We start from the raw sequence: 25,773 nt of genomic DNA on the forward strand, positions 1-25,773 counted from the left end.
CGGATGTGTTCTGGTTGTTGTTTTTATGCAAACTAAGAAAGCATAAAGTGAATCTCGTAACAAGATTATCAAAAAAGGTACGAATATAATTATTTATTATATTTGCAAAAATATTCACTATCAACGGGTTTTTAGTCAGAATCGTGCATGAAATTGCAGTAAAAATTTTTTTTTGCGTGATTTTAGTTTCTTTGGGTTTTTTAGTTGGTTTTTGGGGTTCTATATGCAGTATTTTGAATTGAATATGCATTTTTAGTTATCATTGTACCGCCTTACAGCGTTAGAAAGGTGAAAGTTTATGCGTTAAATAGCCGGGGTTAGCCAATTCTAAAGGTGCTGAACTATCGGTTATGCTGCTGTTTTTCGGACTGATGGCGAATTTTGTTTGGATTGGGGGGATTGAATAAGTATGCGGTGTTGTCAGAGAGAGACGGTTTGGGGTTTATTTGTACAGTGAATAGGTGTGCAGAATTGTTCATTCCGTGACGGTTTTTTCAGCTGATGGCCGTGTGCCTTATTTGAGACACACGGTTCCGCTTAATTGCGGTTTTTGAGTGAGGGCGGATTACCTTTTGACATCGACAGCGTAGAGTTTGCAGTAGTGTGTGCCCGGAGAGCCATTCCACTTATTGGCACTGTCATCCAGCCCGACGATACTGACGACTCTTTTGCTATGAAATGCTCCCAGCAAGGCTGAAAGTGCGGCATCATGACCTTTTGATCCCGTTTCAATCCAGTAACCGTAACAGGTATTACCCCGGTTGCTTAGTTCAACAATGGTGTTTCCGCTGCCAAAATCAGGGTAGGTAACCATTCTGTCGATATAACCCGACGTGGTTTCACGCGCAGCAAGGCTCTGAGTTGATGCCAAAGCCAAAAGTGTAAGGATTAGTGCTTTTTTCATATTGTTAGTTCCTTTTATTGAGGTGTTTCTATTATATGGCTTATTCAAAAAGTAACACCCTGTTTTTTATGAAATATAAAAGAATGTTATGCGCTGAGTTTTACCTGTATATACCCTGTGAGGCGCATCAATGCGTGATTTTCCGGACACTGGTGGGTGTAAAAGTGTGTGCAGGGTGAATCTGACCGTTTTCGCTTTATGAATATTGCAGCCAATACTTTGCCATCGCCATATTTGGCGGCATACTGAGTCTGGTTGTTTCTACTTGTGAGCCCATTATGCGACTCTTATCTTTGTGTTTTTTCAGTGCCTGTTCTTTTGCTTCTGATAGTACCGACCTCTATCCCGGCGCACCTGCGGCGGCCAGCGATTATGCTTTTTTGATTGGCCACTGGCAGTGCCAATATGAGCAGCTTGACCTGCAAGGGAAAACGCTGTTCTCAGCTCCATGCCGCTGGCAAGCCGACTACGCCTTTGACAATAAAATGGTAGTGGACGACTTCAGCCTGCTGGATGCGCAGGGCAAGGTAACCTACGCCGGCAGAACACTCAGAACCTACTCATTGCAGGACAAGCGCTGGCATCAGGTATTTTTGCCCGTACAAATGAACGCAACGCTCAACCCGTTTACCGCACAGCGGGATAAGGACGGCGTGCACCTCAAGGTTGAACAGCGCCTGCCTGGCGGCGAGCTACAACCCGCACGCTTTCGCTTCAGCCAGATCAGCGACAAGGGCTTTGTCTGGGAAAGCAGCAAGCAACTTGATGGGAGCGACAACTGGTATGTTGATATGCGGATCAGGGCTGCGCGGACATGACCAAAAAAATTAATTAAACTATAGCAATGTATAAGCCTTTGGAATACGAGGCAGAGCTTGAAAATCGCCTTTTATCGCTAAAGTTTGATACTCATAAAATGGACTTCATTACTGCCAGCACAAGCCAAAACCAACACTAATTGAAATTGAATTTAGAACCTCAAAGTCAGGCACTTTTATACCTTATCAGCCTATACCTATTGACCCTAAAAAAATAAGAAAGTTATAGTGCGTGTTGACTCTCATATAGATCTTGAGACAAAAAACTGCAAATTGTTTCTTGAAAAAGAACTTGGTACTGAGGCTCCTGAAGTAACTAAAAGTATTGCTACGCTAAAAACATCTTTGTAACGAAGCCCAGTAAGTCTCTGGAGGCTTTTGTCTTTTTGAGCGCGGGGGTTGTCTGTCTCGTAGCATATTGAAATAAAGGAATAATAATGAAAAACACTCTACCTGAAATTGAAGGCACATATTTCATGATTGACGCTGATGGAAATAAAAGGAAAGTCTGAATAGAAAACATGGCCTCAACTGTAAGCCACCCTAGAAATCTCCATGTATTTGAAAGTAGAACTGATTTTTACGCTCTGTCTATTGAGAACGGTTATGATCAATATACATGGGAAAAGTTATAAGAAATGTTGGGATAAAGGAAAAATCAAAATGTTAGGGTTTAACTTTGCGGATCTTCCAAAACACATTTTAACATTGATCTCTGTCCTTCAGAAAGATAAGGAAATGGAGTATGCACTTAGGAATGATGAGTATCTTAGAAGGGTCGAGTGCGTTAGAGCTATTCAAAAGGCCATCTCAGAAACCAAGAAATATCAAGAGTTTTGTGCTCAAAACCCGGATCGCGAATTTGAATTCCAACTCTCTGAAATATGGAGTGAGGCGTGCGAAAAGTGCTTGAATGCGAAATTAGCCATTGGGCTTACCGTGAATGGCAAAGTTGAATTCTGGAGAGATAGGGATAAATTGCCGAGTGATTTTATTAAAGATAAGGGTCTTAGTTTAGAACACATGGAAGAGATGCTAAATGTACTATTACTCGATATTGAAAAAAGAATGAGCCAGCTAAATTCAAACGAGCGTTAGTGTAGCTGATAAAATTTTGAGACCACGTTGGAATATGAATAAATGGAACCATAATGAAGGAAAAACAGAGTATTCTTAGATCACTTTGCTCATTTGGAGATATGACAGAACTTTTCGCATTGCTTGATAAAAAAATTTCTGAAATAGAGAATGCAATTGCGCACACCAATGATCCAGATTCTGAAGGGTTGTTTGACCAAGCTGAATATTATATTGGGTTAGGGTTTGTTGCAGCTCAGAGGTTTATGGTTGAGGCCATCAGCTTTTCAAAGCTAGAAAAGGGAAGTGCATTTGTTATTGGGGCTCGGCATCACCCATCTGTGACAGATGTATCTGCAATTAATGCAGCTGCAAATTATTGGAAGCACGAAGTCGAATGGTGGCAAGAGTTAGATAAACTGAGCAAACGTAGCGAGCGCACTTTGGAGCAGATAAGTTTGGTCTCAGGCAGCGATCATTATCGCTTGTCTAATTTGCTCTATGCGCTTTCTGAAAGGCAAGGGGTAAGAGTTGCTTATTTACTACCAATCCTAAGAAAATGGTTCGATATCATTGAGACAAAATCTAGGGCGTTGGAATAGAACTTCGAATCACATGTAAAGCAAATACCCGATTGTCTGGAGACACTTCTTCTCGACAGTCGCTTTACAAGGCCAACATAAAACAAAACCCCGGATTACACATTGGTACCCTCCGCCACTTGGTGATAAAATTTAGCTCACAAGCAATGTGGTCACGGCTTATCTAAATTGTGACCAACACTGAGACCAGAAAGTAAGAAAGAGAATGTCTCAGTTTAATATTATGATATTTAAAGGCTTTTTATTCTATGTGTGAACTTTTGGGCATGTCTGCCAATGTACCCACGGATATTTGTTTTAGTTTTTCCGGGTTGCTGGAGCGTGGAGGGAATACCGGGCCGCATAAAGATGGCTGGGGGATCACTTTTTATGAGGGTAAAGGGTGTCGGACGTTTAAGGACCCAGAGCCAAGCTGTCAGTCGGAAATTGCCAAACTGGTAAAAGCCTATCCGATTAAAAGTGTGTCGGTGATCAGCCACATTCGCCAGGGCAACCGGGGCAGAACGTGTCTTGAGAATACCCATCCTTTTACCCGTGAGCTGTGGGGCAGGGAGATCACTTATGCACACAATGGTCAGCTGTCTAACTACAAAGACCTGACCACTGAGTTTTATAAGCCAGTGGGAAATACCGACAGTGAACTGGCATTTTGTTGGATTTTGGACAAGATCCGTGAAAAATACCCGAAAAGACCCAAAAACATGGCCTCTGTGTTCCGCTATGCAGCTAAGCTGGCAAAAACCCTGATGGACAAAGGGGTGTTTAACATGCTGCTGACGGATGGGGTGTTTGTGTTGGCGTATTGCTCTAATAATCTGCACTGGATCACGCGTCGTGCGCCGTTTGGAAAAGCGACGTTAATCGATGCGGATATGGTGGTGGACTTTCAAAAAGAAACGACCCCGAATGACGTGGTGACTGTGATTGCAACCCGGCCGCTGACGAATGATGAGCAGTGGAATAAGATGGAACCCGGTGAATCTGTGTTGTTTAAGCTGGGTGAGAAAATCTAGCGCTCATCCCGAAAAGCCAGTTCGCGAAATGAATGACATAAAAAAGCCCTGATGATCAGGGCTTTTTTATCTTATATTACTCAGCCGATTTTTCTGCATCAAAGCTCTTCAGCTGGATCATAAACTGCTCCACGCCATCTTTGCCTTTAAACATTTGCACTACAGAGTAGTGGTATGCCGGTGCCAGCCAGGCCATAGCCTGACGCTTATCGCTGTCGTACAGGCGCTTCACTTTAATGGTTTCGACATTGCCTATGGGCAGGGTGATGGTTTCGGTGCCAACCACTTCAAAGTCATAGCTACGCACATTGCCTTTTTTATCGACAATGGGGTAACTCATTTTGGTTTTACCGGCTTTGACATCGTTGCGCAGCGCTATCTGATAAGACAGAACATCATGACGCTGCTCATTCCAGTCGGCATTGATGGGGTATTTCTCATTGTCTTTAAACAGCTGTTTGTTGTCTCGGTCAAAGCGGATTTTGTAGTTTTTGTCTGGCCCGGTGCCTTCGCGCTTGAGTGTGTAAAGTAAAGGTTTGGGGTGCTTATCATGGTAAGTGAACAGTGAGTTTTCTGTGCGTTCGTCGGAGAAAATCATCCATTCGATGTTACTTTCGTAATTCAGGGAGTAAGTGTCGTTTGAGACTTTTGACAGCTCTCTGATGGCGTTGCCGTGCACTGAGCCTTTACGCAGTACATCATATTCTGCGCGGTAGGGAACCAGATCACTGGCCAATAAGGAAGAAGAGAAAACAGCGCTTAAACCAAATAGTAAAGCGCTGTATTTTTTATTCTTCTGGGTAGGGTGCGCCTTGAGCTGGAAGGGGTTGATTGTCAAAAACGGCATAGTCTGCTTCCATCGTTAGTCTGTGTTCGCTGAACCACTTGACCACCAAAGGATAGATTATATGTTCTTGTTCATGAACCCGCTGTGACAGCGTGTGCGCAGTATCATCAGCCAGGATTGGTACCTTGGCTTGTACGATGACCGGTCCACCATCTAGTTCTTCTGTCACAAAGTGAACACTGGCGCCATGAAACGTTTCTTTTGCATCAATCGCTCTTTGGTGGGTATTCAGCCCTTGGTACTTAGGCAACAAAGAAGGATGAATGTTCAACATTTTTCCTTTAAATTTTTGCACTAAGTCAGCAGTTAGAATACGCATAAATCCAGCTAATACAACTAAATCTGGATTATAAGAGTCAATTAATTGTGCTAAACGTTGGTCATAGGCTTCACGGCTGTCAAAGTCCTTATGACTTAATACTTGCGTGTCAATGTTCACTTGCTGGGCACGTTGCAGCCCGTAAGCATTTGCTTTATTACTGATGACGGCACAGATCTCGCCATTGATTTCGTTGCGCTGACAACTGTCCATAATGGCCTGTAAATTAGAACCACTACCTGAGATCAGCACAACAATCCGAATTGGAGATCGTTCGGGTGCCATTACTCGGCACCGCCCAGGATTTCAACTTGTTCTTCACCTGCGTTTGCAGCTTGAATTTCACCAATGTGCCAGGCATTTTCGCCCTGTGCTTTCAGGATTTCCAGGCTTTGTGCAAGTTTATCAGCAGGAACAACCAGGATCATGCCCACACCACAGTTGAAAGTACGGTACATTTCGTGGGTGCTGATGTTGCCGTTTTCCTGTAACCAGTTGAATACAGCAGGCCATTCCCAGCTGTCGCCTTTTACAACGGCTTTTGCTGATTCAGGTAATACGCGCGGGATGTTTTCCCAGAAACCACCACCTGTGATGTGAGACAGTGCATGCACATCGACTTCTTTAAGCAGTTCCAGAATAGGCTTAACGTAGATACGGGTTGGTTCAAGCAGGTGTTCGGCCAAAGGCTTACCTGCGAACTCTTCGCTGGTATCAGCACCAGAAACTTCCAGCACTTTACGGATCAGCGAGTAGCCGTTTGAGTGTGGGCCGCTTGAAGCCAGTGCGATCAGCTGATCACCTTCGGCGACTTTGGTGCCGTCAATGATCTTAGACTTTTCAACCACACCAGTACAGAAACCGGCCATGTCGTAGTCTTCGCCTTCGTACATGCCAGGCATTTCGGCCGTTTCACCACCGATCAGGGCGCAGCCAGCTTGCTCACAACCAGTGCCAATACCTGTCACTACATCAGCAGCAGTATCAACATCCAGTTTACCAGTCGCGTAATAGTCAAGGAAAAATAGGGGTTCAGCACCTTGAACTATTAAGTCGTTTACACACATGGCAACCAGATCGATGCCCACTGTATCATGTTTTTTCAAATCGATGGCCAGACGCAGCTTTGTGCCTACGCCATCTGTGCCAGCAACTAAGACAGGCTCTTTATATCCGGTTGGTAGTTCGCATAATGCGCCAAAGCCGCCAATACCGCCCATCACTTCAGGGCGACGCGTCTTTTTAACTACCCCTTTAATGCGCTCAACCAATGCATTGCCCGCATCGATATCAACGCCTGCGTCTTTATAGCTCAGAGACTGTTTTTGTTCGCTCACAGGTTTTCCTCAAAAATAACATAATGGATTTGCTTAGAAACGCGCGTATTTTACATCAAATGCACGAGTGCGGCTAGTCGATTTGGTTCGCATACACGCAGATATCGCGTGTCAGAAGTGGCTACAAATGCATCATCGGCGTTTGACTGTACCTGTTATCAATCGCGCAGGGTGGGGGATTCTTCACTATACTCTTTACATTTTAGTCTGTGTGCATGTGGTCTATGTGGAAAGCCTGAGCTTAAGTTTCATAATAGTTGGGTTCTTGCTGCTGGTGGTGGCACTGCTGCCGGCACTACAAATCTGCCAGATCACTCAAAATCGCGGCTGGCGCGTTTTGCTGGCATTGATTCTTTTCTTTGTATGTGGATATCTCGCCTTTGCTTATCATGTGTATCGCACAGCTGATGCTTCTCCCATGGTGTTCGGTTTGTCGGTGATCCTGATGCTGGGTGCGGTATTTGTGATTGTGGTCGTACGGTTAAGCCGCTCCAGTTTGTTACTGTTGCAGGAGATTGCACAAAGCGAGCGCCACCTTGCCCGGCATGATTCTTTAACTGAGCTGGAGAACCGCCAGCAGTGCACTAAGTTTGTGGAGCAGTGCATACAGCAAGGCAAAGCGTTTAGCCTCTTACTCCTGGACATCAATAACTTCAAGCAAGTGAATGATGCGCTGGGCCATTTTTTTGGTGACAAGCTGTTGGTTGCCTTTGCTAGCAAATTGCGTTCATTAGCCACACAGGGCAGCAAGGTATATCGAATGGGTGGCGACGAATTCGTTATTGTTACGGACGCGGCGAGCGAAACTAAGTTGTTTTCACTCAACAATGGACTGCTGAAGGCCTTTAATGATGGTCTGGTGATCGATGAGGTTCACGTGGATGTATTTTACAGTGCGGGTGCGCGTATCTTTGATGCCGAAGAAAAGTCCTCTGTCACAGAGTTGATGAAGCAAGCGGATATTGCTATGTATGCGGCTAAAAACAGTCGGCAAAGCCTGGTGATATTTGATCAGGCGCTGCACGACGGCGTGTCAGCAGAGTTCGAACTGTTTAATGCCTTAAAAGTGGCTTTAAGCGAGAGAAAACTCAAGGTGTTTTATCAGCCACTGGTGTGTGGACACAATAACGAAGTGCATGGGCTGGAAGCCTTATTGCGCTGGACTGACGGGCCAGGATCATACATTAGCCCGATGCGGTTTATCCCCATTGCTGAGAAAAACAATTATATTAAGCAGATCACCAGTTTCGTCATTGAGCAGGTATTTAAAGATCTGGATAACTTTTTGACCATAGAGCCGGGAGTCACGATACACATAAATCTGTCTTGCCAGGACTTTCATGGCCGTTACCTCATCAATCAGCTGGTTGAGCTGCAATCCAAATATCAAATCCAGCCAAGTTGTATTGTGTTCGAATTAACAGAGAGTATGGTGATGGTTGACGTTGAGCAGGCCAGGTATATGATAGGTGTGTTAATTGATATGGGGTTTGCGGTGAGCATAGATGATTTTGGCACCGGATTTTCGTCTTTTTCAATGCTCAGAGAGCTGCCTATTTCCCAGATCAAAATTGACCGTTCATTTGTGAGTGGTTGCCTGGATAGTGACAAAGATCAGGCTATAGTTGAAACAACCATTTACCTTGCGAATCGCCTGGGGTGCTCGGTGGTTGCTGAAGGGGTGGAGGACAGTAAAACAGCGGCCTATCTCAACTGTAAAGGATGTCACTACTTGCAAGGCTACTATATAAGTGAAGCACTGGAGAAAAATAGCGCAAAACAGTGGTTACACTCTCATCGTATGGTGAAAAAAGTACTTAAGCGTTAACCTTCCCGGTTACTCTTTGCAGCAAAGCCAAAAAAGGGTCCGCAGAGGTAAGCTGACTGGCTACTGAATCTGATATATTTTCATACATTTTCTCACACATTCAGACGCGTTTTAGCGTTACATTATCAATCTCGCACCATCCGACCCTCATTAATCTGGCGGGGCTGGACCAGGACGTCATTTTTTCAAGTATCGAGGAACGAACGTGAACAAATTAATTGCTGGACTTTTTCTGTTGCTGTTTTCATCACTGACTCTGGCATCAAAACCACCGTTAGAGTTAATCCATGAAGTAGGCGACTCCCTATTTTCTGACATTAAAGCCGTTAATCAGGATGGCAATGCCAGCCCTCTGGAAATGCGTCAGATCGTTAAGGCACATCTGATGTCACACATTGATATTCGCTTTGTGTCTTATAAGTTACTGGGTAAGCATATTAAAGGGTTGTCTAAACCACAGGCGCTGGCGTTTATTTCTGCTGTTGAGCATTATCTTGAAGTGAGCTACGCCAGTGCACTGATGCAATATAAAGGACAGCAAGTGACGTTCGAAGCCCTGCCTACAGACAGTAAAAGTAAATACGCCACGGTCAAAGCTGTGGTGAGACAGCCTTCAGGTCCGGACATCGACATCCACTTTAAATTTCGCAAAAGTAGCAAAGGTGAATGGCGGGTATACGACCTGGTCGCAGAAGGGATCTCCCTGTTAAGTGCTAAGCAAAAAGAAATTTCGGTGCGGATCTCTGAGGTGGGGTTAGCGCAGGTAACGGCGGAGCTTAATGCTAAAAGCTAATCAAAGTGGCCCGTAAAGGCCACTTTGTTAAGAAACAAATTAAAAGTTTCTTGGGGAGAGGAATTCTCCATTACTGATCTCTTCCCAGGTTTTTGCAGCCAGCGTATCCAGTGCGCCTAAGTCTTTCCCGCTGGCAGAGAGTTTATGTTCCACGGGCAGAATATCAATATTCTCAGAGCCAGATAGCTGCGCTACCCGGGCAAATGTATAAGCGTGCTTATATTTTTGTTGTTTGTAAAAAATACTGACCAGACTGGCGAATACTTCCGGGTCTGGGGTTTCGCCCGCTTTATTCAGTTCCAGCACGCGATAAAGAATGTCTATTGTCTTGTCGTCATCAATCTTGGCATAGAAGGTTGCCAGAAAGAGTTGTATCTCGCTGTTGCTCTTGACATGCTCCTGGTCCTGCATATTAAGCAGCTTGTTTAATGCCATGCGGTTGTTACGTCGGGACCAGTGATAGTAAAGTAACCCCGGATGCTCAGTATTAATAGTGTCCTGATAGATGCGCGTCATTTCTTTCAGGCTGGTGAGATGCCCTTCAACCCGTGATGTGGTTTTTTCTTTTAGTTTGATATGTTCAATTTGTGCTGCGAGCGAAACACACTCGTTATACTGTTCAAAATCTTTTAGCAGTGTGTATTTATTCTCGTCAGTTGGGGCTTTGTATTCGCGGTAACGTGAGAATATGACTGATGCGCGTTCTTCTTTGCAATGACTGTCTTTGTTAAGGTCTTCGCAAAACCCCGGTGTATCCGAGCAAATTTTGCTCAGTGTTATCGTGTCATCGCAGCCACTGAGCAGCGCTGTTGTAATACACAGGCTTGATATTAGCCACCACCTCATTGTTATCCGTACTCCAAGTCTTTGTTGTTGCTTACGTATAGTACCAATTTCGACAATTCTGGACACCCTTTATTTAGGTCAAGTGTAGCAAGGGATCACAAGCCCGGCAGATTAGCGCAGAATTTCTTGTGTTATGTGCGTTCTTAGCCTGAAAATCTGCGTTGAGATTAACTGTGCAGTTAATTTTACAGCAACAATTGTCAGTAAATGGTGGAGAATCCGAGCCAATTAAATTAAAATGTCACTGCCTTGGGGCCTGTTGACTCTCAAATTATGCAATACATCAGGCTCGGTTAGGCTATCCGTTCAAAAATTGTTTATTAGGCAGAAAAAATGACCTTATCTCACGAGCAAGAATATCAAAACAGCTGGCAAGAACGTCAAGACTACGCAGAAAGCATGCAACCGATCATCGGTCGTTTGTATCGTAATCTGGGTGTAGAAATTGCGGTTTATGGCCGTCCTCTTGTTAACACCAGCACTATCGATGTTATTAAAGCCCATAAAACAGTCGCACGTTTTGAAGACACTAAACTGCGTCTGCGCGAGAGCTTCCCATTCTTAGAAGCAATCAGCAAGATGGAACTGGCTCCAGGCCGTGTTGACTTAGGTAAACTAGCCTATGCATATATTTACAAGAACGCAGGCGAAGGCCGCTCAATCGAGGAATATCTCAATGCTGAGCTGTCTGCACTGCTAAATACAGGCAACCGTCCGGCCCCTCGCGACGTGGTACTGTATGGTTTTGGTCGTATTGGTCGTCTACTTGCTCGTCTATTGATTGAGCGCGGTGGCTCTCACGCTGACCTGCGTTTACGTGCAATTGTTGTGCGTGGTGGTCGCGATGGCGACCTTGAGAAGCGTGCTAGCTTGTTGCGTCGTGATTCAATTCATGGTCCTTTCAACGGTTCAATTACTGTTGATCACGAAAAAGGCGCTATCAAAGCAAACGGTAACTACATTCAGATCATCTATGCTAACTCTCCGGAAGAAGTGGATTACACCCAGTACGGCATTGAGAACGCGCTGGTTGTAGATAACACGGGCGTGTGGAAAGACGAAGATGGCTTAGGTAAACACCTACAATCTAAAGGTGCGTCTAAAGTACTTCTGACTGCCCCTGCGAAAGGCGACATCAAGAACGTTGTATACGGTGTTAACAATGCTGACATTCTGTCTGAAGACAAAATTGTTTCTGCAGCAAGCTGTACAACAAACGCCATTACACCAGTACTGAAAGCGTTGAATGACAAGTTCGGTATCAAGAACGGTCACGTTGAAACGGTTCACTCATACACCAATGATCAGAACCTGATCGACAACTACCACAAAGCTGAGCGTCGTGGTCGCAGTGCTGCACTGAACATGGTTATTACCTCTACCGGTGCTGCAAAAGCAGTTGCAAAAGCGTTGCCAGAGCTGGCGGGTAAACTAACGGGTAACGCAATCCGTGTTCCTACGCCAAATGTTTCTATGGCTATTCTGAACCTGAATCTGAAAGCAGAAACGACCGCAGAAGAGCTGAACGAGTTCCTGCGTGAGACTTCTCTGCATTCAGAATTGCGTGACCAAATTGATTACACAGCGTCAACTGAAATCGTATCAACTGACTTGGTTGGTAGCCGCTACGCTGGTGTGGTTGATTCACAAGCAACCATCGTTGACGGTGATCGTGTGGTACTTTACGTATGGTACGATAACGAGTTTGGCTATAGCTGTCAGGTTGTACGTGTAATGCGTGACATGGCTGAGGTAGAATTCCCAAGCCTGCCGCGTTAATTATCGGTTTATCTAAAAAAGCCAGCGATTGCTGGCTTTTTTTGTTTTTGTCTCGCACCAGGTGTGTTAGGCTTGCAGCTGATTTATTGCTACAAATCACTAACAAAAATCATCAAGGTTAAAATAAAGTTCCTTGACTTTGTACTGCGCTGTTGAGTGCTTTGTACATAACACCTGGCACAATGAGATGGTTTTTTTATTTAGGGTATATGATGAAGATCACCAGTAATTTTGACAGCGGAAATATCAAAGTGATTTCTGCTGAGGCTCCACTCGACATTCAGCTGGAAATTAACCATGATAACGAATCTGAATTCTTTCAATGGTTCCACTTTCGTCTCGAATCAACACCATTTGTAGAACATAAACTTCATATTAATAATCTGCAAAACTCAGCGTACCCAGAAGGGTGGGATGATTACCAGGCTGTTGCTTCCTATGACAGACAAACCTGGTTCCGGGTGCCGAGTACTTATCAGGATGGCCAGCTGGTTATCGACTTTGAACCTGAATGTCATCACACTTATTTTGCTTACTTTGCTCCGTATAGCTACGAACGCCATTTGGATCTGGTTTACTGGGCTCAAAGTCATGATGCGTGCCGGGTTGAAACTTTGGGTGAAACTCTGGACGGTCGTGACATTAGTTTATTGTGTGTCGGTGAGCCGGGCGATGAAAAGAAAAAAATCTGGATCACTGCGCGCCAGCACCCTGGTGAAACCATGGCGGAGTGGTTTGTAGAAGGTCTGTTACACAAACTACTGGACGACGAAGACCCGCATGCAGCAGCGCTGTTATCAAAAGCGGTGTTTTATATCGTACCGAACATGAACCCCGATGGCAGTGTGCGCGGTCATTTACGCACCAATGCGAAAGGCGTGAACCTGAACCGTGAATGGCAAACGCCTTCACTGGAAAACTCGCCTGAAGTGTATCATGTCCTGAATAAGATGCATGAAACAGGTCTGGATTTGTATCTTGATATCCATGGTGATGAAGCACTGCCATACAACTTCGTTGCAGGTAGTGAAGGGATCCCAAGCTATGATGCTCGTCTTGAGTCTTTGGAAGAACAGTTTAAGCAGGCCTTACTGACGATTACACCTGAGTTTCAGGATGAGTTTGGCTATCCTAAAGATGAGCCGGGTCAGGCTAATCTGACGGTTGCTTCTTGTGCGGTAGGTGAAGCCTTTAAAGCGCTTGCATACACCATTGAGATGCCATTTAAGGACAATGCCAATTTACCTGATCCGCATTATGGCTGGTCTGACCGCCGCTCATATCAATTTGGTCAGGATACCTTAGCCGCCATCGTGAACGTGGTGGACAATCTGAGATAAACATCATCGCAGGCAACCTCATTGGTTGCCTGTCGCATATAATAACAACGAGAAAGAGGAAGAGTCGTGGACGCGTTAGGAAGTTTTCTGGATAGTCTGGATGCCTTGTTGGGGGGCTCCTGGTGGTTCCCTTATGTATTACTTGGGGTGGGTCTGTTTTTTACACTGTACTTAAAATTCCCACAGATCCGATATTTCAAGCATGCGTGCAAAATTGTTACGGGTAAATACGACAAGAAAGGACAGGAGGGGGATACCACGCATTTTCAGGCATTGTCCACAGCCCTCTCAGGCACGGTAGGTACTGGCAATATAGGTGGTGTTGCACTGGCCATTTCAATTGGTGGTCCGGCTGCCTTATTCTGGATGTGGATGACGGCATTTTTCGGTATGACGACTAAGTTCGTTGAGGTAACTTTATCTCATAAATACCGTACTAAAGCAGAAGATGGCTCAATGGCAGGTGGTCCTATGTACTATATGGATCGCCGCCTCAATATGAAGTGGCTTGCTGTATTGTTTGCCATTGCAACGGTTATCAGCTCATTCGGCACGGGTAGTTTGCCGCAGATCAACAACATCGCGCAGGGTATGGAGGCAACTTTTAACATCCAGCCTATGGTCACCGGTGCGGTGCTGTCAATCCTACTTGCCCTGGTAATCCTGGGTGGTATTAAGCGTATTGCTGCAATTACATCTCGGGTTGTCCCTTTGATGGCTGCGGTGTACATCATCGGAGCGCTGGCGGTGATTCTTTATAATGCTGAAAACATCATCCCCTCTTTTTCTGCTGTGTTTGTTAATGCATTTAGTGGCTCGGCTGCGGTTGGTGGCTTCCTGGGGGCGTCTTTTGCCTATGCCTTTAACCGGGGCGTAAACCGTGGTTTATTCTCCAACGAAGCCGGTCAGGGTTCGGCACCGATTGCGCACGCCTCAGCCAAAGCAGATGAGCCGGTATCAGAGGGTATGGTGTCTATTCTGGAACCTTTCATTGATACCATAGTGATCTGTACGCTGACAGGCTTAGTGATCTTGTCATCCGGTGTGTGGACAGAAAAATTCGAAACCACTTTTGAGCGTTCGTCAATGACGATAGTTCAGGGTAACTATGTTGAGTCAAACGACAGTGACAGGGAAGAGTTGTACAAATACCTTAATGGTATTGATGGCCACAGTGTTGAGACCTACAACGGAAATATCCGGGTAGTCGAAGGGGTGGCAGTGAATAAAGACTTCACCGTGATTCATTCGCGCTCGATCGGTGAGGACATTCGTTTTGGTATCACTGATAAGCATCGCTACACAGGTACCGTCGAAGTAAGCAAAGGTATGCTTGTCGATACCAGTATCAGCATCAAAGGTAAATCTCTGGTGCACTCTGCTGAACTGACAACGAAAGCGTTCACCCGTGGTTTCTTTGGTGACAGCGGCCAGTATATTGTATCAATCGGCCTGTTACTGTTTGCGTTCTCTACAGCGATAGCCTGGTCATATTATGGTGACCGTGCCATGACGTATTTGTTTGGCTCACGTTCTGTGATGCCGTATCGGGTATTCTATGTTGCCGGCTTTTTCTGGGCATCATTTGCAGACACCACATTGATCTGGAAGCTCGCAGCTGTGGGGATAGTGGTCATGACACTGCCAAATTTATTCGGGATCATGTTACTGCGTAAAGAGATGAAAGAGTCTATTGACGAGTACTGGGATAAGTTTGATACAGAGCAGCGTAGCTCGGAAGGAAATGCTGAGGTACAAAAAGACAATTCTATGCATTTCCAAAAAGACAAACCTTAATAAACCAAGTAGAATAGGGCGCCATATGGCGCCTTATTTTTTGGTCTTACTCTTTAAGTAGCAGTCATACCTTTTTGCACTTATTTGTTGCTTGATTTGCCAGCTGGCCTTTTTCAATCAAGATTACATTAAGCACTTTGGTATCAATACTCTAAAGGTGGCCGGCGTGTAAATGCTAGTTTTTCGTTAGGAGTCACTCGAGTATGGCGATTGCCCAATGCCCCAGTTGTAACAAGCCCATATCTTCTATGCACAAAACCTGCCCACACTGTGAATTTAATCTTGCGAATATGGACGAGGAATCTTTGCACAGAGAAACGGTTCGCAGGCGAATTAAGAAACAGCAGACCATCATGAATTATTCATTTCTGGCACTGATCTTGTTTTTGGGCGGATTCTTATACTTATATTGGCAGCAGCCGGTAGAGGGAACATTAGAGATGCTGGCAGCTAAGAGTGCAATTGGTGTTGGCCTGGTTTGGTATCTGGTTAATCGGGTGATTTTAGTCGTACTGAAAAAGAAAAAGTGAACATGAATATAGACAGTTTAGTTAAAAATATTACACCGGAACTCTACGAGCGATTGCAGTATGGCGCTTCAACCGGACGCTGGCCGGATGGTACACCGCTGAGCGAGGCACAAAAAGAACAAACCGTTCAGCTGGTCATGTTATATCAGGCAAAAGTCGCGAAAAGCACCGAGCAGTTCACCATCAACGAAGAAGGTGAAATGGTGCAAAAATCAAAGCGTGAGTTGCAACAAGAATTTAAAGCAGAAAATGAAATAGCCAGGTTTAGTGAAAATGATCTTTAAAAACCTTTTTACCCCTAAATGGAAGCACCCGAAAACACAGGTGCGATTAGCCGCAATCGATAAGCTGGACATGAGCAAAGATGCCGAGGTATTGCAGACTTTGGCATTGGAAGATGACTCTAGCCAGATCAGAAAAAAAGTGCTGGATAAAATTAATGACTTGAGTTTGTGGTGGAAGGTATATAAGCAAGACCAGGAGTTGAAAGAACTGGCCGAGCAGCATATCTCGCAGGCAGTTTTATCTGGTTCACAGTCGCTGAGCCAGGCCATTCGGGATGAGTATATTGACCGATACGCACCGGCTAAAACACTGGAAAAAGTGGCTTTTAGTGATATTGCGAACGAGCAAAAAGCCAAATTATTAAAACGTCTTGCCAATGCCAAGCTGATTGAAAAGGCATTTAAACAAGGTAATGAGGCACTCCAGAACCAACTGTTGCCTTTGATCGCACAGTATCAGCTAGAAAAAACCGTGCTCAAAGCCGCCAATGGCGAGGCACGTACCGCGCTGGAGCAAACCCTGGAACAACAGCGACTGAGCCAGGTTATGCCTGCACAGATTGCTCAGGAAGCAAAATTGGTTTTGGCCAAGCTGAATGCCCTACGTGACAAACAAGATTACCAGGTGGTTGCAAGTCAGTCTGATGCATTGGTAGCGCAATGGCAGGCACTGGAAGTACAGTGGCTGAGTGAAGAAGCCCAACAGGTTAATCAGGAAAAGTTCATCACTATCTCTGAAAAACTGGGTAAGCACCGTGATGTGTTAAAGTTGGCCTTTGATCAAGCGCTGCAACAGGCTGAACAAGCTGCGAACAAAGCCAAAGCTATCGGTGAATTCGAGTCTGATTACCAGGCACTGGAGCAGGCCCTGTCAAGCGCTGTTGACGCTTTGAACCTGTCTGCACAGGAAGCTTTAGAGACCCAGTTATCGCAACTTCAGAGCCGCTTGGAGGCCTCACCTTATCAAACAGAGGCGTCACTTCAGACTTTATCTGGAAAGCTACGTGATAGTGCGACACAACTTAAGAACTTGCCTGAACTTGTCAGTGCGAAAGAGCAATTCGATGAAGCTCTGAAAGCGCTGGCTGAGATTGCTCCGAGTGAAGCGCTTGAGCAGTTGGATACTGTCATGGCACAGCAAAAACAAGCCTATCAGCATGCTCAGTCGCAGTTGCGGCAGTTACCAGGTGAGCTTAAAAAGCAGGCTTCCGAGCAACTTAAAGCTGTCAGTGGCCAATTTAATCAGGGTATGAAACCTTTGGTTGATGGCCAGGAAAAGCACCTCAAGGAAGCGCGTAAGAAGGCAAGAGATGTACAGCGGCTGTTGGATCAGGGCCGTTTTAATGTGGCATTCGGCGTATTTAATGGCTTTATTGAGAGCTATGAATTGCTCAGTGAAGGATATCAACAGCAGCTGGCAAAACAGCATACGACATTGAGTGAAGCGCTTAAGGAGCTTAAAGACTGGCAAAAATATGCATCTCAGCCGAAGCGCGCTGAGTTGTTGCAACAGCTTGATGACATGCTCACTGAGCAAGAGGTTGACCCCAAGACCCGTGCAGCGCAGGTAAAACTATTACGCGTACGCTGGAATGAACTGGGCCGTGTGGAAAGCGATGAAGAAAAAGCACAGGCAACTCAGTTTGATGAGAAAATCGAGCAGCTATTTGCCCCGTGTCGAGCATACTTTGCAGAGCAAGACGCACAGCGCAAAAAGATCATTGAGCAGCGCGAGGCGTTGGTTGGCCAAATGACTGAGCTGATGGAGCAGGCGCAAGCCGCTGAACCCGATTGGCGTCAGGTTGAAAGCATGTTTAACCGTATCAACAAGCAGTGGCGTGGTGCTGGTAGCCTGGATGCTTCTACATATCAGGCACTTAATACACGTTATCGCCAGGCCTATACTCAGGTTAATGAGCAATTAAAATCTCGCCACCAGGCCAATGCGCAGCTGAAGCAACAATTAGTGACAGAAGCACAGGCGCAGCTTGAGTTAGAAGATGTGATGCAAGCGTGTGATACATTGAAAAACTTACAAAAGCGCTGGCAGGAAATTGGCTTTGCTGGTACCAAGCAGGAGCACACATTGTGGCAGGAGTTCAGAAAGCATAATGATGCTGTGTTTGAAAAACGTCAGGTGCAACAAAATGCTGAACGTGAACAAGCACAGGCACAGGAAGCACAGCAGCGTCAGTTGCTGGCTGAATTGGACAGTCAAATGATCGATGCTAAAACACAATCAGAACTGTTGAGCGTTAAAGAGGCTGTTATTGAAACAGATGTGCTTAGTTCACTGAGAAAAACCAAACAACAGTTATTGGAGCAGGTAGAGGCCAAGTTAAATGAACTCTTCTCAGCCCAGAGCCGTGAAAAGTTTAATGACCTGGTAGAAGCTGTTCGTGCGGGACAGACGCCATCGGATAACTGGTTAAGGGGCAATGACTCAGGACTTGCTGCAGAGCAGTTATTGCTGCGTCTCGAAATCATGACCAATAATGAGTCCCCGGATTCTTGTGCAAAGGCACGAATGACAGAGCAGGTTGCTTTGTTAGAAGCCAAGCTGCAAGGTGGTGCTCAGTCGCTTGAGTATTATCTGACTTGTTATCTGTCACAGGTGGTCAGTGATAACGAGCAGGTTGAACAGGCGCGCTTAATCAAGGTGTTAACCGCCTAACCGAACCGATAAAAAGCGCCGCAAGGCGCTTTTTTTATACCTTCATCAATGAAACAATTGCTGAAGCGCCTCGTCCAGGTTAGGGTAACGAAAGCGGTAATTTGCTTTGAGTGCTCGCCGGGGTAACACACGCTGGCCGTAAATCAGCAATTCAGACATTTCACCAAACAACGCCTTGAGTACGAATTCTGGCATAGTAAACATGGCAGGGCGTCTTAAAGTGATAGCCAGACGCTCAGCAAACTCCTTGTTGGATACCGGGGCTGGTGCCGTCGCGTTGAATACACCGGCAAGTTCCTGATGTTTAATCAGAAATAAAATGAGTTGCACCATATCGTCAATATGGATCCAGGACATCACCTGCTCACCGCTGGCCATGGGTCCACCCATACCGAACTGAAAGGCTGGCAACATTTTCTTCAGTGCACCGCCGTGTCTGGATAACACCACACCGGTTCTGATTATACAGACCCGTGTGGCTTCATTCTGGGCTGAATTCGCCTTTGCTTCCCAGTCTTTACAGAGTTGATGACTAAACTCCGGGTAGGGGTCGTCAAAATCCTCGCCCACCTTAACTGTTGCAGGCTGTCTGCCGTAATAGCCAATGGCACTGCCTGAAATAAAGGTATGTGGTGGCGTGTCGCAATTGCGGATCCGTGCGCTGAGCGCTTCGGTCAGTAAAATGCGGCTGTCCATGATCCGGGCTTTTTGTTTTTCAGTCCAGCGTTTGTCAGCAATGGGTTCGCCTGCAAGATTGATAACCACATCCAGTTCATTAAAGTTGACCTGATCCAGATCGTCGACGAGCTCAATTTTACTGTCCAGCAAGCGCCGGGCTTTGGCAATATTGCGTGTCAATGCAATGATTTTGTGTTTGTTGAATAGGAATTTGCACAACTCTGACCCGATGAGCCCGGTGGCGCCTGTCATTAATACCTTCATGTATAATCCATTTAATAATTTAGTGTTTATACTCAGCGTATTGCATTGTCGATCAATTTTTTAGTTCTGCGTGCTTTGATGCAAATTTCCGTTACAATGAAGCCGCCGGGCAATAATTAATTTAATGCGCTAATGGCAGCTACCCGGTGCCATCCCCTCGTGTTGTAGTGGGGTTTTGCAAAGTTAATGTAAGGAAAAGTCGTGTCTTCATTGTCTGGGATCACTAAAAGCTTAGTCGTTATTGCGTCATTGTTCATTGTTTTGGCCGGAATTAAACTGGCGAACGACATCGTTGTCCCTTTTGTTTTAGCAGCCTTTATTGCCATTATATGTAACCCACTTCTGAAGTTTTTTGCGAACTATCGCATTCCAAAAGGACTGGCAATTGTCCTGATCATCATGATGGTCATGCTGATGGGGATGAGTCTGACAGGCCTGGTTGGCCAGTCGTTAAATGACTTTTCGAGCCAGTTACCTCAATACAGAGAAGCCCTGCGCAGCAAGTTTATCTGGTTTGTTGATATGGCAGCCCAATATAATATTTTAGTTGATAAACAACAGCTTATAGCGTTATTTGATCCAGGTAAGATGATTGATGTGGCAACCAACATGCTAGCCGGCTTTGGCGGTGTGATGGCCAACATCTTTCTGATCCTGCTAACAGTGGTCTTTATGCTTTTTGAAGCGCCGATGATCAGTACCAAGGTACACCTTGCACTGGATGACCCGGATATGAAAATGAAGCAGATTGACCGCTTTTTGGACTCGATAAACAGTTACCTGGCCATTAAGACGTTAGTGTCATTGGCAACGGGGGTGCTGGCGGCAGTGTTTCTTTGGGTGCTGGATGTTGATTATTTTGTGCTTTGGGGTGTGTTTGCCTTTTTGCTCAATTATATTCCCAATATAGGCTCGATTATTGCGGCGGTGCCACCGGTGTTACTGGCGCTGGTGACACACAGTCCTATGGTCAGCGCAATTGTGGCTGTGGGATACATTAGTATCAATACCATTATGGGAAATATTGTCGAGCCGCGTTTTATGGGCCGGGGGCTTGGCCTGAGCACTTTGGTGGTGTTCTTGTCTTTAATCTTCTGGGGCTGGTTGTTGGGCACTGTGGGTATGCTGCTGTCTGTGCCTTTGACTATGGTGGTTAAAATTGCCCTTGAAAACAGCGAAGATGGCCGTTGGTTGGCAACAATGTTAGGCGGTGAAGAACAGCACAATGCTAGATAATCATCGCTATCTGGCATTCAGTTGCAGGCTTACTGGATCGTAAAGTCGGCCTGCAATTCCTGCGTGTGTTGCTTGATAAACTCTATTTTACAGCGTTTGTATATCTTGGCTGCCATAGTGGCGTTAGGCATTTGCTTTAGGTAGCGCCAGCGACAGGCGTCTTCCATGTATCTTTCCTGATTGATAAAGCTGCGCTGGATAATAGGCAGTAGTTGAGAATTGCCGGTTTCTTTTTGCAGGTTTTCAGTATCCATCACCAATTTAGTTACCCAGGTTTTTCTTTCACGTTCCAGCAATTCAATATTTCCATCCAGGCACATCAAGTAGCGCTTGGCTTTTTCAGGGTGATCTGATTCGAGGTGCTCGCATTGCTGTAAAGTCAGCCTGGCTGCTTGTGCAGACAGGCTGAGCGTTAACAATGATATGAAACACAGTGTTTTATTGGGTCTGTTCATAACTAAATTCTATTGTAAACTGGGCACCGCCCAGCTGGCTGTAATTTATGTCTATGCTTCCGTGATAGGAAGAGACGAGGTCGGACACAATGGCCATGCCAACTCCGTGGCCATTTTCATAGGTATCCAGGCGCGCCCCACGTTGCAACAGGGTGCTTCTGTTCTGCTCAGGGATGCCTGGGCCATCGTCACTGATGATAAAACGCACGCCTTTGCTTTGATTATATTTCACGTCGATATCAACCTGCGACTGGCAGGCTTTACATGCATTGTCGATCAAATTACCCAAAATTTCCATCAGATCGGTTTTATCGCCCAGAAATGCCGCGTCTTCTGGGCACGCAGAACTAAAGTTGATCTGCTTATCGTGATAGACCTTGTTCATGGCATTGAGGATAGCACTGACTACAGGCTGCACCTGAGTTTGTTTTTTCCAGGTGTCAGATGCGCCCGATGCGGCACGTTTCAGCTGATGCTCAATCATGGCATTAATGCGATCAAGCTGCTCCTGAGCGTCGGCGTTTTCTGCCAGTGGACTGGATTTGAGCACCGCCAGAGGAGTTTTAAGTGCGTGAGCAAGATCGCTCAGTGAGGCTCGGTAGCGCTCTTTCTGCCTTCTTTGCGAGTCCAGTAGTAAATTTAGGTCGGCTTTGATGGTATTGAGTTCAACAGGGTAGAGGCCACTGATTTTGTCAATCTCGCCTGCTTCGACGGCTTTTATTTCTTTGTCCAGCCGTTGCAGGGGCCTGGCACTCCAGATAAACCCAAGCGCCATAAGTACAGCTATCATAATGCCCATTACCAACATCCAGTTGACCAGTGTATTACGAAACTGAGCCATTTGTGCGACCAGGGCTGAGTTTTTCTTCAGCAGTATAAAATTGGCCTGCTGCGAGTGACTGGCATTGCCCAGAATGACCGTCATGCCGAGTTGCCAGTAAAGCTCCTGATTGTACTCAACCCGCTCGAACTCTTTCGCGCCGGCTTTGCTTTGCGATATATCCGGCGTGACGGTCAGATCCATTGCCGACTCAGAGTGCCAGACCAGCGTGTTCTGTTGATAAATAAGCGCGTAGGTATCTGAGTTAAGTCGGTTCAATTCAGGCGCTAAAATGCTGTTGGGCATCTCCATGGTCACGAAATCGACCTCTGAGATAAGCGAGTAAAGATGGGCTTCAAGGGTTTTGTGTGTTGCTTCGACTAAGGTCGCGTGATAAGCACGGCTGATTGAGAAAAACAGTGCGGGCAGTGCAACAATAAGAACAAAGACAAGGATAAATCCTTGCCTTATTTTAAGGGAAATTTGAGCGCGATTTACCACTGGTTTTTAAACCTATAGCCTCGGCCTCTGAGCGTTTCAACGGGGTTAAGTGTGCCGTCTGGATCCAGTTTCTTTCTCAGTCTGAGTACAAACACTTCAATGACATTTGAGTCAAGATCAAAATCCTGATCGTAAATATGTTCGGTCAACTCGGATTTTGAAATTACCTTGAGTGGATTGACCATCAGGTATTCCAGTACTTTGTATTCGTAAGCGGTGAGTGTGAGCTCTCTGTCTTCTACCCACACCTGCTGAGAGCGCGTATGTATTTTTACCGGACCAATGCTGATCTCCGGGTTCGCTTGTCCTGCACTTCTTCGGATCAGGGCGTTACAGCGGGCAATCAACTCTTCTGTATGGAAGGGTTTGGTCAGATAGTCATCGGCACCAGCATCCAGCCCCTCGACTTTTTCCTGCCAGCGATCACGTGCAGTGAGGATCAAAATAGGTAATTTGATGCCTTTGGCGCGTGCCTGGCGAATGAGCTCTATGCCATCCAGTTTAGGTAAACCAAGGTCGACCACAGCCAAATCCAATGGGTACTCAGTTAAGTGAAAAAGACCATTTTCTCCGTCGTGGCACAGATCAACACTGTACTTCTCTTTTTCCAGCGCTGTACGCAGGTTTTCTGCCAGTTGTATATCATCTTCTATTACAAGAATTCGCATTGCTTAGTCCTTCTTCACTTCGCCCGTTACCTGATGAACCTTTAAATCTATGATCCGGCCATCATCGAGCAAAATTCTCACTACGTAATAGTCTCCTTGCTTGGAGATCTTGAGTGTTTTACCTGAGTACTGGTCGGTTGCAAGTTTAACAGCTTGCTTTTTGCTTATCGTATCTTGCTTTTCAGAAGCTTCAGTGGGCTGGGAACCCAGCAAACAGAAGGCTAACGTAACTGCAAGACATCTTGGCAACTGCATTTAAAAGCTCCACGGTTAGGGTTGCTTAACATCTTGTCGCACAGGCTATTGGAAAACGACTTAACCCATGCTGAACTTGTTAAGGCAGTACTTTCTTGTATGGCTTGACTATGCTGCTGGCATAAACACCCGCTGCGATATAGGGGTCTTCCGCAGCCCATGCTTCGGCCTGCGCCAGGGAATCGAATTCTGCGATAACTAAAGAACCGGTAAACCCAGCTTCGCCCGGATCTGGACTGTCGATAGCGGGCAGAGGGCCGGCGGCGAACAAGCGCTGTTGCTGATCAAGCTCATTCAGTCTGGCCAGGTGTGCCGGGCGTGCTGCTAAGCGCTTCTGCAAAGAGTTTTCAACATCAGTTGAGTAGATCATATAAAGCATAGGATGTAACAATTATTGTGTTATTTGCGCTTATCATAGACTGAACCGACCCTGTGTGTAAATGCCGGAACCACTGACGAATGAAGACAAATCGAGGAGTCATGTATGTCTAACATGTTATAAGTGCGTTGTATAAGCGTGTGAAGGTGTGAGGTTTACATCAATGCACACCGGATTAGACGTTTATACTTGAAATTCCGTGTGGATGGCTGGTAGAGTCCTTCGACTATTCTTACAAAATAATAATAAGGTTGTTCTTGTGAGCGCAAATCGTGAGCACTTTAGCTCGCGGCTGGGTTTTATCCTTGCCGCAGCAGGTTCCGCAGTCGGGATTGGTAACCTCGTTGGGTTTCCCGTATCTGCAACAAAAAATGGGGGCGGTGCGTTTCTGCTTACTTATGCCCTGTTTGTTATCTTTATTTGTCTGCCGGTGATGATGGCAGAAATGGCGATGGGGCGTAAGGCGCAAAAAGACCCTTATGGTTCCTATAAGTCGCTAACGCAGGGGGATAAAAAGTGGTCCCTGGCAGGGGCTATCGCCGTTTTAACCCCGTTTATGATTGCCGTGTTTTACATGGTCATCACAGTGTGGATCTTCGGCTATCTGGTGCAAACTGTGCTGGGGAACCTGGATATGCTGGCAAATCCGGGTCACTTCGATGCCTTTGTAAATGAATACACTATGTTTATCTACATGGTGTTTGTTGGCCTGTTCGTTAACCTTATTCTGGTTGGTGGCGTAAAAGAAGGCATTGAAAAAGCCGCTAAGTTTATGATGCCGGCGCTTTTTGTGTTACTACTTGGCCTGGTGGTCTATGTATTAACGCTGGACAATGCCATGGCAGGTGTGCGTTATTATCTGGTGCCAGATTTCTCTAAAATGAACGCCAGTGTGCTTAACGGTGCTTTATCACAATCGTTTTTCTCCCTGTCTCTGGGAATGGGTATCCTGATAACTTATGCCTCCTATATCTCCAGGAAAGATGACATTGTTGGCAGTTCTAAAATGGTGGCAATTACAGACTCTTTAGTCGCGTTTATCGCAGGTTTGATGGTGCTGCCAGCCATTTTCAGCTTCAACCCGGATACCGATCCGGCGAAGCTAAGTGATTCGTCAGTGTCCATGATTTTTGTCTATCTGCCAAAGTTGTTGCTGGCATTGCAATCTGACATCGGCTACTTTGGCGCTTCTGCGGTAGCGGCGTTGTTCTTCCTGCTGGTCTTTTTTGCTGCAATCACCTCACTGGTGTCGATCATCGAAGTACCAACTGCTGCGTTAATGGAAGAAAAGAACATCAGCCGTAAAAAGGCGTTGGGCCTGTTGGCATTGACAACGGGCGGACTGACTGTGCTGTGTACCATGTCTTTTGGTATGGTTGGTTGGCTGACTGATTTTGTTAACTATGGCGGTGCCAGTCAGAGCATGTTTGCGCTGATCTCGGATGTATTCTACGAAACCATTTTACCTTTTAACGGTTTACTGGTTTGCTTGTTTGTGATGTATCGCTGGAAAAAGCATAATTTGTCAGAAGAGCTGGCACAGGGGTCACCAAACTATAAAGGCAGCCTGATGGAAAAGTACGTGAACTTCTCATTATCTACTTTCATCCCAGTGATCCTGACCGTCATCTTCGTTAATACAGTAACGACGAAGTTTTTTGCATTTAGTTTGTTTGGCTTCTAGTCTTTCTTAGTATGCCACAGGGGCACCTCAGGAATGTGGTGCCCC

General features: G+C 45.8%; 25 protein-coding genes. 14 read left to right on the plus strand and 11 right to left on the minus strand.

Annotated elements, in window-relative coordinates; genetic code table 11:
• Positions 1 to 565 precede the first annotated feature (565 nt).
• Positions 566 to 904: a hypothetical protein gene (locus AT705_RS00820; protein WP_058795087.1), complete on the minus strand. Its 339-nt coding sequence runs from the start codon at positions 902 to 904 to the stop codon at positions 566 to 568.
• Positions 905 to 1,182: 278 nt separating this feature from the next.
• On the opposite strand from AT705_RS00820, the gene AT705_RS00825 reads away from it, so the two are divergent.
• The 4 genes from AT705_RS00825 (at position 1,183) to AT705_RS00840 (ending at position 4,414) form a co-directional block, all read left to right on the plus strand.
• Complete coding sequence (locus AT705_RS00825; RefSeq protein WP_058795088.1) at positions 1,183 to 1,722, plus strand: hypothetical protein; 540 nt, start codon at positions 1,183 to 1,185, stop codon at positions 1,720 to 1,722.
• Between the two features lie 606 nt (positions 1,723 to 2,328).
• Positions 2,329 to 2,820 (plus strand): hypothetical protein, encoded by a 492-nt coding sequence (locus AT705_RS00830; RefSeq protein ID WP_157576624.1) that lies wholly within the window; start codon positions 2,329 to 2,331, stop codon positions 2,818 to 2,820.
• A gap of 53 nt (positions 2,821 to 2,873) precedes the next feature.
• Positions 2,874 to 3,401, plus strand: a complete 528-nt coding sequence (locus tag AT705_RS00835; RefSeq protein ID WP_157576625.1) for a hypothetical protein — start codon at positions 2,874 to 2,876, stop codon at positions 3,399 to 3,401.
• A gap of 248 nt (positions 3,402 to 3,649) precedes the next feature.
• Positions 3,650 to 4,414: a class II glutamine amidotransferase gene (locus tag AT705_RS00840; RefSeq protein ID WP_058795091.1), complete on the plus strand. Its 765-nt coding sequence runs from the start codon at positions 3,650 to 3,652 to the stop codon at positions 4,412 to 4,414.
• A gap of 76 nt (positions 4,415 to 4,490) precedes the next feature.
• Here AT705_RS00840 and AT705_RS00845 read toward each other — a convergent pair whose 3' ends face one another.
• The 3 genes from AT705_RS00845 to purM are packed head-to-tail and all read right to left on the minus strand — an operon-like array spanning position 4,491 to position 6,917.
• Positions 4,491 to 5,252, minus strand: coding sequence for a DUF3108 domain-containing protein (locus tag AT705_RS00845; RefSeq protein ID WP_082669049.1), 762 nt, complete (start codon positions 5,250 to 5,252; stop codon positions 4,491 to 4,493).
• Entirely contained in the window at positions 5,203 to 5,865 is a 663-nt protein-coding gene (gene purN, locus AT705_RS00850; RefSeq protein WP_058795092.1) for a phosphoribosylglycinamide formyltransferase, read from the minus strand. The genes AT705_RS00845 and purN overlap by 50 nt, the downstream gene beginning before the upstream one ends.
• Positions 5,865 to 6,917, minus strand: a complete 1,053-nt coding sequence (purM, locus tag AT705_RS00855; protein WP_010385511.1) for a phosphoribosylformylglycinamidine cyclo-ligase — start codon at positions 6,915 to 6,917, stop codon at positions 5,865 to 5,867. Before purM ends, purN begins: the two co-directional genes overlap by 1 nt.
• 127 nt (positions 6,918 to 7,044) lie before the next feature.
• Between purM and AT705_RS00860 the strand changes: the two genes are divergently transcribed.
• Both AT705_RS00860 and AT705_RS00865 read left to right on the plus strand, forming a co-directional pair.
• On the plus strand, positions 7,045 to 8,745 hold the full coding sequence (locus AT705_RS00860) for a putative bifunctional diguanylate cyclase/phosphodiesterase (RefSeq protein WP_237113760.1): 1,701 nt from the start codon (positions 7,045 to 7,047) through the stop codon (positions 8,743 to 8,745).
• Positions 8,746 to 8,950: 205 nt separating this feature from the next.
• Positions 8,951 to 9,538: an MlaC/ttg2D family ABC transporter substrate-binding protein gene (locus AT705_RS00865; protein ID WP_058795093.1), complete on the plus strand. Its 588-nt coding sequence runs from the start codon at positions 8,951 to 8,953 to the stop codon at positions 9,536 to 9,538.
• Positions 9,539 to 9,577: 39 nt separating this feature from the next.
• On the opposite strand, the gene AT705_RS00870 is transcribed toward AT705_RS00865, so the two are convergent.
• Complete coding sequence (locus AT705_RS00870; protein ID WP_058795094.1) at positions 9,578 to 10,384, minus strand: DUF2989 domain-containing protein; 807 nt, start codon at positions 10,382 to 10,384, stop codon at positions 9,578 to 9,580.
• Positions 10,385 to 10,717: 333 nt separating this feature from the next.
• Between AT705_RS00870 and AT705_RS00875 the strand changes: the two genes are divergently transcribed.
• The 6 genes from AT705_RS00875 to AT705_RS00900 all read left to right on the plus strand — a co-directional run bounded on the left by AT705_RS00875 (position 10,718) and on the right by AT705_RS00900 (position 18,788).
• Positions 10,718 to 12,163 carry a glyceraldehyde-3-phosphate dehydrogenase gene (locus tag AT705_RS00875; protein WP_058795095.1) on the plus strand — a complete coding sequence of 482 codons (1,446 nt, stop codon included), beginning with the start codon at positions 10,718 to 10,720 and terminating at the stop codon, positions 12,161 to 12,163.
• Between the two features lie 212 nt (positions 12,164 to 12,375).
• The gene (locus tag AT705_RS00880) at positions 12,376 to 13,503 is read left to right on the plus strand and encodes a M14 family metallopeptidase (RefSeq protein ID WP_058795096.1); all 1,128 of its coding nucleotides are present in this window, start codon (positions 12,376 to 12,378) and stop codon (positions 13,501 to 13,503) included.
• Positions 13,504 to 13,569: 66 nt separating this feature from the next.
• Complete coding sequence (locus AT705_RS00885; RefSeq protein WP_237113761.1) at positions 13,570 to 15,300, plus strand: alanine/glycine:cation symporter family protein; 1,731 nt, start codon at positions 13,570 to 13,572, stop codon at positions 15,298 to 15,300.
• 203 nt (positions 15,301 to 15,503) lie between these two features.
• Positions 15,504 to 15,830: a hypothetical protein gene (locus tag AT705_RS00890; protein ID WP_058795097.1), complete on the plus strand. Its 327-nt coding sequence runs from the start codon at positions 15,504 to 15,506 to the stop codon at positions 15,828 to 15,830.
• Positions 15,831 to 15,832: 2 nt separating this feature from the next.
• Positions 15,833 to 16,114 (plus strand): YeaC family protein, encoded by a 282-nt coding sequence (locus AT705_RS00895; RefSeq protein WP_049862984.1) that lies wholly within the window; start codon positions 15,833 to 15,835, stop codon positions 16,112 to 16,114.
• Positions 16,104 to 18,788: a DUF349 domain-containing protein gene (locus AT705_RS00900; RefSeq protein WP_058795098.1), complete on the plus strand. Its 2,685-nt coding sequence runs from the start codon at positions 16,104 to 16,106 to the stop codon at positions 18,786 to 18,788. The genes AT705_RS00895 and AT705_RS00900 overlap by 11 nt, the downstream gene beginning before the upstream one ends.
• A 45-nt stretch (positions 18,789 to 18,833) precedes the next feature.
• Here the strand turns inward: AT705_RS00900 and AT705_RS00905 are convergent, their stop codons facing one another.
• Positions 18,834 to 19,730 carry a TIGR01777 family oxidoreductase gene (locus AT705_RS00905; protein WP_058795099.1) on the minus strand — a complete coding sequence of 299 codons (897 nt, stop codon included), beginning with the start codon at positions 19,728 to 19,730 and terminating at the stop codon, positions 18,834 to 18,836.
• 201 nt (positions 19,731 to 19,931) lie between these two features.
• Between AT705_RS00905 and AT705_RS00910 the strand changes: the two genes are divergently transcribed.
• Positions 19,932 to 20,966: an AI-2E family transporter gene (locus tag AT705_RS00910; RefSeq protein WP_058795100.1), complete on the plus strand. Its 1,035-nt coding sequence runs from the start codon at positions 19,932 to 19,934 to the stop codon at positions 20,964 to 20,966.
• 29 nt (positions 20,967 to 20,995) lie between these two features.
• Here the strand turns inward: AT705_RS00910 and AT705_RS00915 are convergent, their stop codons facing one another.
• The 5 genes from AT705_RS00915 to AT705_RS00935 all read right to left on the minus strand — a co-directional run bounded on the left by AT705_RS00915 (position 20,996) and on the right by AT705_RS00935 (position 24,044).
• Positions 20,996 to 21,421 (minus strand): hypothetical protein, encoded by a 426-nt coding sequence (locus tag AT705_RS00915; protein WP_058795101.1) that lies wholly within the window; start codon positions 21,419 to 21,421, stop codon positions 20,996 to 20,998.
• The gene (locus AT705_RS00920; RefSeq protein ID WP_058795102.1) at positions 21,405 to 22,742 is read right to left on the minus strand and encodes an ATP-binding protein; all 1,338 of its coding nucleotides are present in this window, start codon (positions 22,740 to 22,742) and stop codon (positions 21,405 to 21,407) included. The genes AT705_RS00915 and AT705_RS00920 overlap by 17 nt, the downstream gene beginning before the upstream one ends.
• Positions 22,736 to 23,410 (minus strand): response regulator transcription factor, encoded by a 675-nt coding sequence (locus tag AT705_RS00925; RefSeq protein ID WP_010385495.1) that lies wholly within the window; start codon positions 23,408 to 23,410, stop codon positions 22,736 to 22,738. Before AT705_RS00925 ends, AT705_RS00920 begins: the two co-directional genes overlap by 7 nt.
• A 3-nt stretch (positions 23,411 to 23,413) precedes the next feature.
• The gene (locus tag AT705_RS00930) at positions 23,414 to 23,665 is read right to left on the minus strand and encodes a PepSY domain-containing protein (RefSeq protein ID WP_058795103.1); all 252 of its coding nucleotides are present in this window, start codon (positions 23,663 to 23,665) and stop codon (positions 23,414 to 23,416) included.
• A 79-nt stretch (positions 23,666 to 23,744) separates the two neighbouring features.
• Positions 23,745 to 24,044, minus strand: a complete 300-nt coding sequence (locus AT705_RS00935; protein WP_058795104.1) for a YciI family protein — start codon at positions 24,042 to 24,044, stop codon at positions 23,745 to 23,747.
• A 259-nt stretch (positions 24,045 to 24,303) separates the two neighbouring features.
• On the opposite strand from AT705_RS00935, the gene AT705_RS00940 reads away from it, so the two are divergent.
• Complete coding sequence (locus AT705_RS00940; protein WP_058795105.1) at positions 24,304 to 25,728, plus strand: sodium-dependent transporter; 1,425 nt, start codon at positions 24,304 to 24,306, stop codon at positions 25,726 to 25,728.
• Positions 25,729 to 25,773 lie beyond the last annotated feature (45 nt).

Source organism: Pseudoalteromonas rubra (assembly GCF_001482385.1).
Classification (GTDB): domain Bacteria; phylum Pseudomonadota; class Gammaproteobacteria; order Enterobacterales; family Alteromonadaceae; genus Pseudoalteromonas; species Pseudoalteromonas ardens.

What these genes read in the sequence shown, in the direction of transcription:
- AT705_RS00925 (WP_010385495.1), bottom strand. Translation starts at nt 23,410, where the DNA reads ATGCGAATTCTTGTAATAGAAGATGATATACAACTGGCAGAAAACCTG.
- AT705_RS00930 (WP_058795103.1), bottom strand. Translation starts at nt 23,665, where the DNA reads ATGCAGTTGCCAAGATGTCTTGCAGTTACGTTAGCCTTCTGTTTGCTG.
- purN (WP_058795092.1), bottom strand. Translation starts at nt 5,865, where the DNA reads ATGGCACCCGAACGATCTCCAATTCGGATTGTTGTGCTGATCTCAGGT.
- AT705_RS00880 (WP_058795096.1), top strand. Translation starts at nt 12,376, where the DNA reads ATGAAGATCACCAGTAATTTTGACAGCGGAAATATCAAAGTGATTTCT.
- AT705_RS00935 (WP_058795104.1), bottom strand. Translation starts at nt 24,044, where the DNA reads ATGCTTTATATGATCTACTCAACTGATGTTGAAAACTCTTTGCAGAAG.
- AT705_RS00895 (WP_049862984.1), top strand. Translation starts at nt 15,833, where the DNA reads ATGAATATAGACAGTTTAGTTAAAAATATTACACCGGAACTCTACGAG.
- AT705_RS00840 (WP_058795091.1), top strand. Translation starts at nt 3,650, where the DNA reads ATGTGTGAACTTTTGGGCATGTCTGCCAATGTACCCACGGATATTTGT.
- AT705_RS00905 (WP_058795099.1), bottom strand. Translation starts at nt 19,730, where the DNA reads ATGAAGGTATTAATGACAGGCGCCACCGGGCTCATCGGGTCAGAGTTG.
- AT705_RS00830 (WP_157576624.1), top strand. Translation starts at nt 2,329, where the DNA reads ATGATCAATATACATGGGAAAAGTTATAAGAAATGTTGGGATAAAGGA.
- AT705_RS00915 (WP_058795101.1), bottom strand. Translation starts at nt 21,421, where the DNA reads ATGAACAGACCCAATAAAACACTGTGTTTCATATCATTGTTAACGCTC.
- AT705_RS00875 (WP_058795095.1), top strand. Translation starts at nt 10,718, where the DNA reads ATGACCTTATCTCACGAGCAAGAATATCAAAACAGCTGGCAAGAACGT.
- AT705_RS00900 (WP_058795098.1), top strand. Translation starts at nt 16,104, where the DNA reads ATGATCTTTAAAAACCTTTTTACCCCTAAATGGAAGCACCCGAAAACA.
- AT705_RS00820 (WP_058795087.1), bottom strand. Translation starts at nt 904, where the DNA reads ATGAAAAAAGCACTAATCCTTACACTTTTGGCTTTGGCATCAACTCAG.
- AT705_RS00825 (WP_058795088.1), top strand. Translation starts at nt 1,183, where the DNA reads ATGCGACTCTTATCTTTGTGTTTTTTCAGTGCCTGTTCTTTTGCTTCT.
- AT705_RS00860 (WP_237113760.1), top strand. Translation starts at nt 7,045, where the DNA reads ATGCATCATCGGCGTTTGACTGTACCTGTTATCAATCGCGCAGGGTGG.
- AT705_RS00890 (WP_058795097.1), top strand. Translation starts at nt 15,504, where the DNA reads ATGGCGATTGCCCAATGCCCCAGTTGTAACAAGCCCATATCTTCTATG.
- AT705_RS00835 (WP_157576625.1), top strand. Translation starts at nt 2,874, where the DNA reads ATGAAGGAAAAACAGAGTATTCTTAGATCACTTTGCTCATTTGGAGAT.
- AT705_RS00870 (WP_058795094.1), bottom strand. Translation starts at nt 10,384, where the DNA reads ATGAGGTGGTGGCTAATATCAAGCCTGTGTATTACAACAGCGCTGCTC.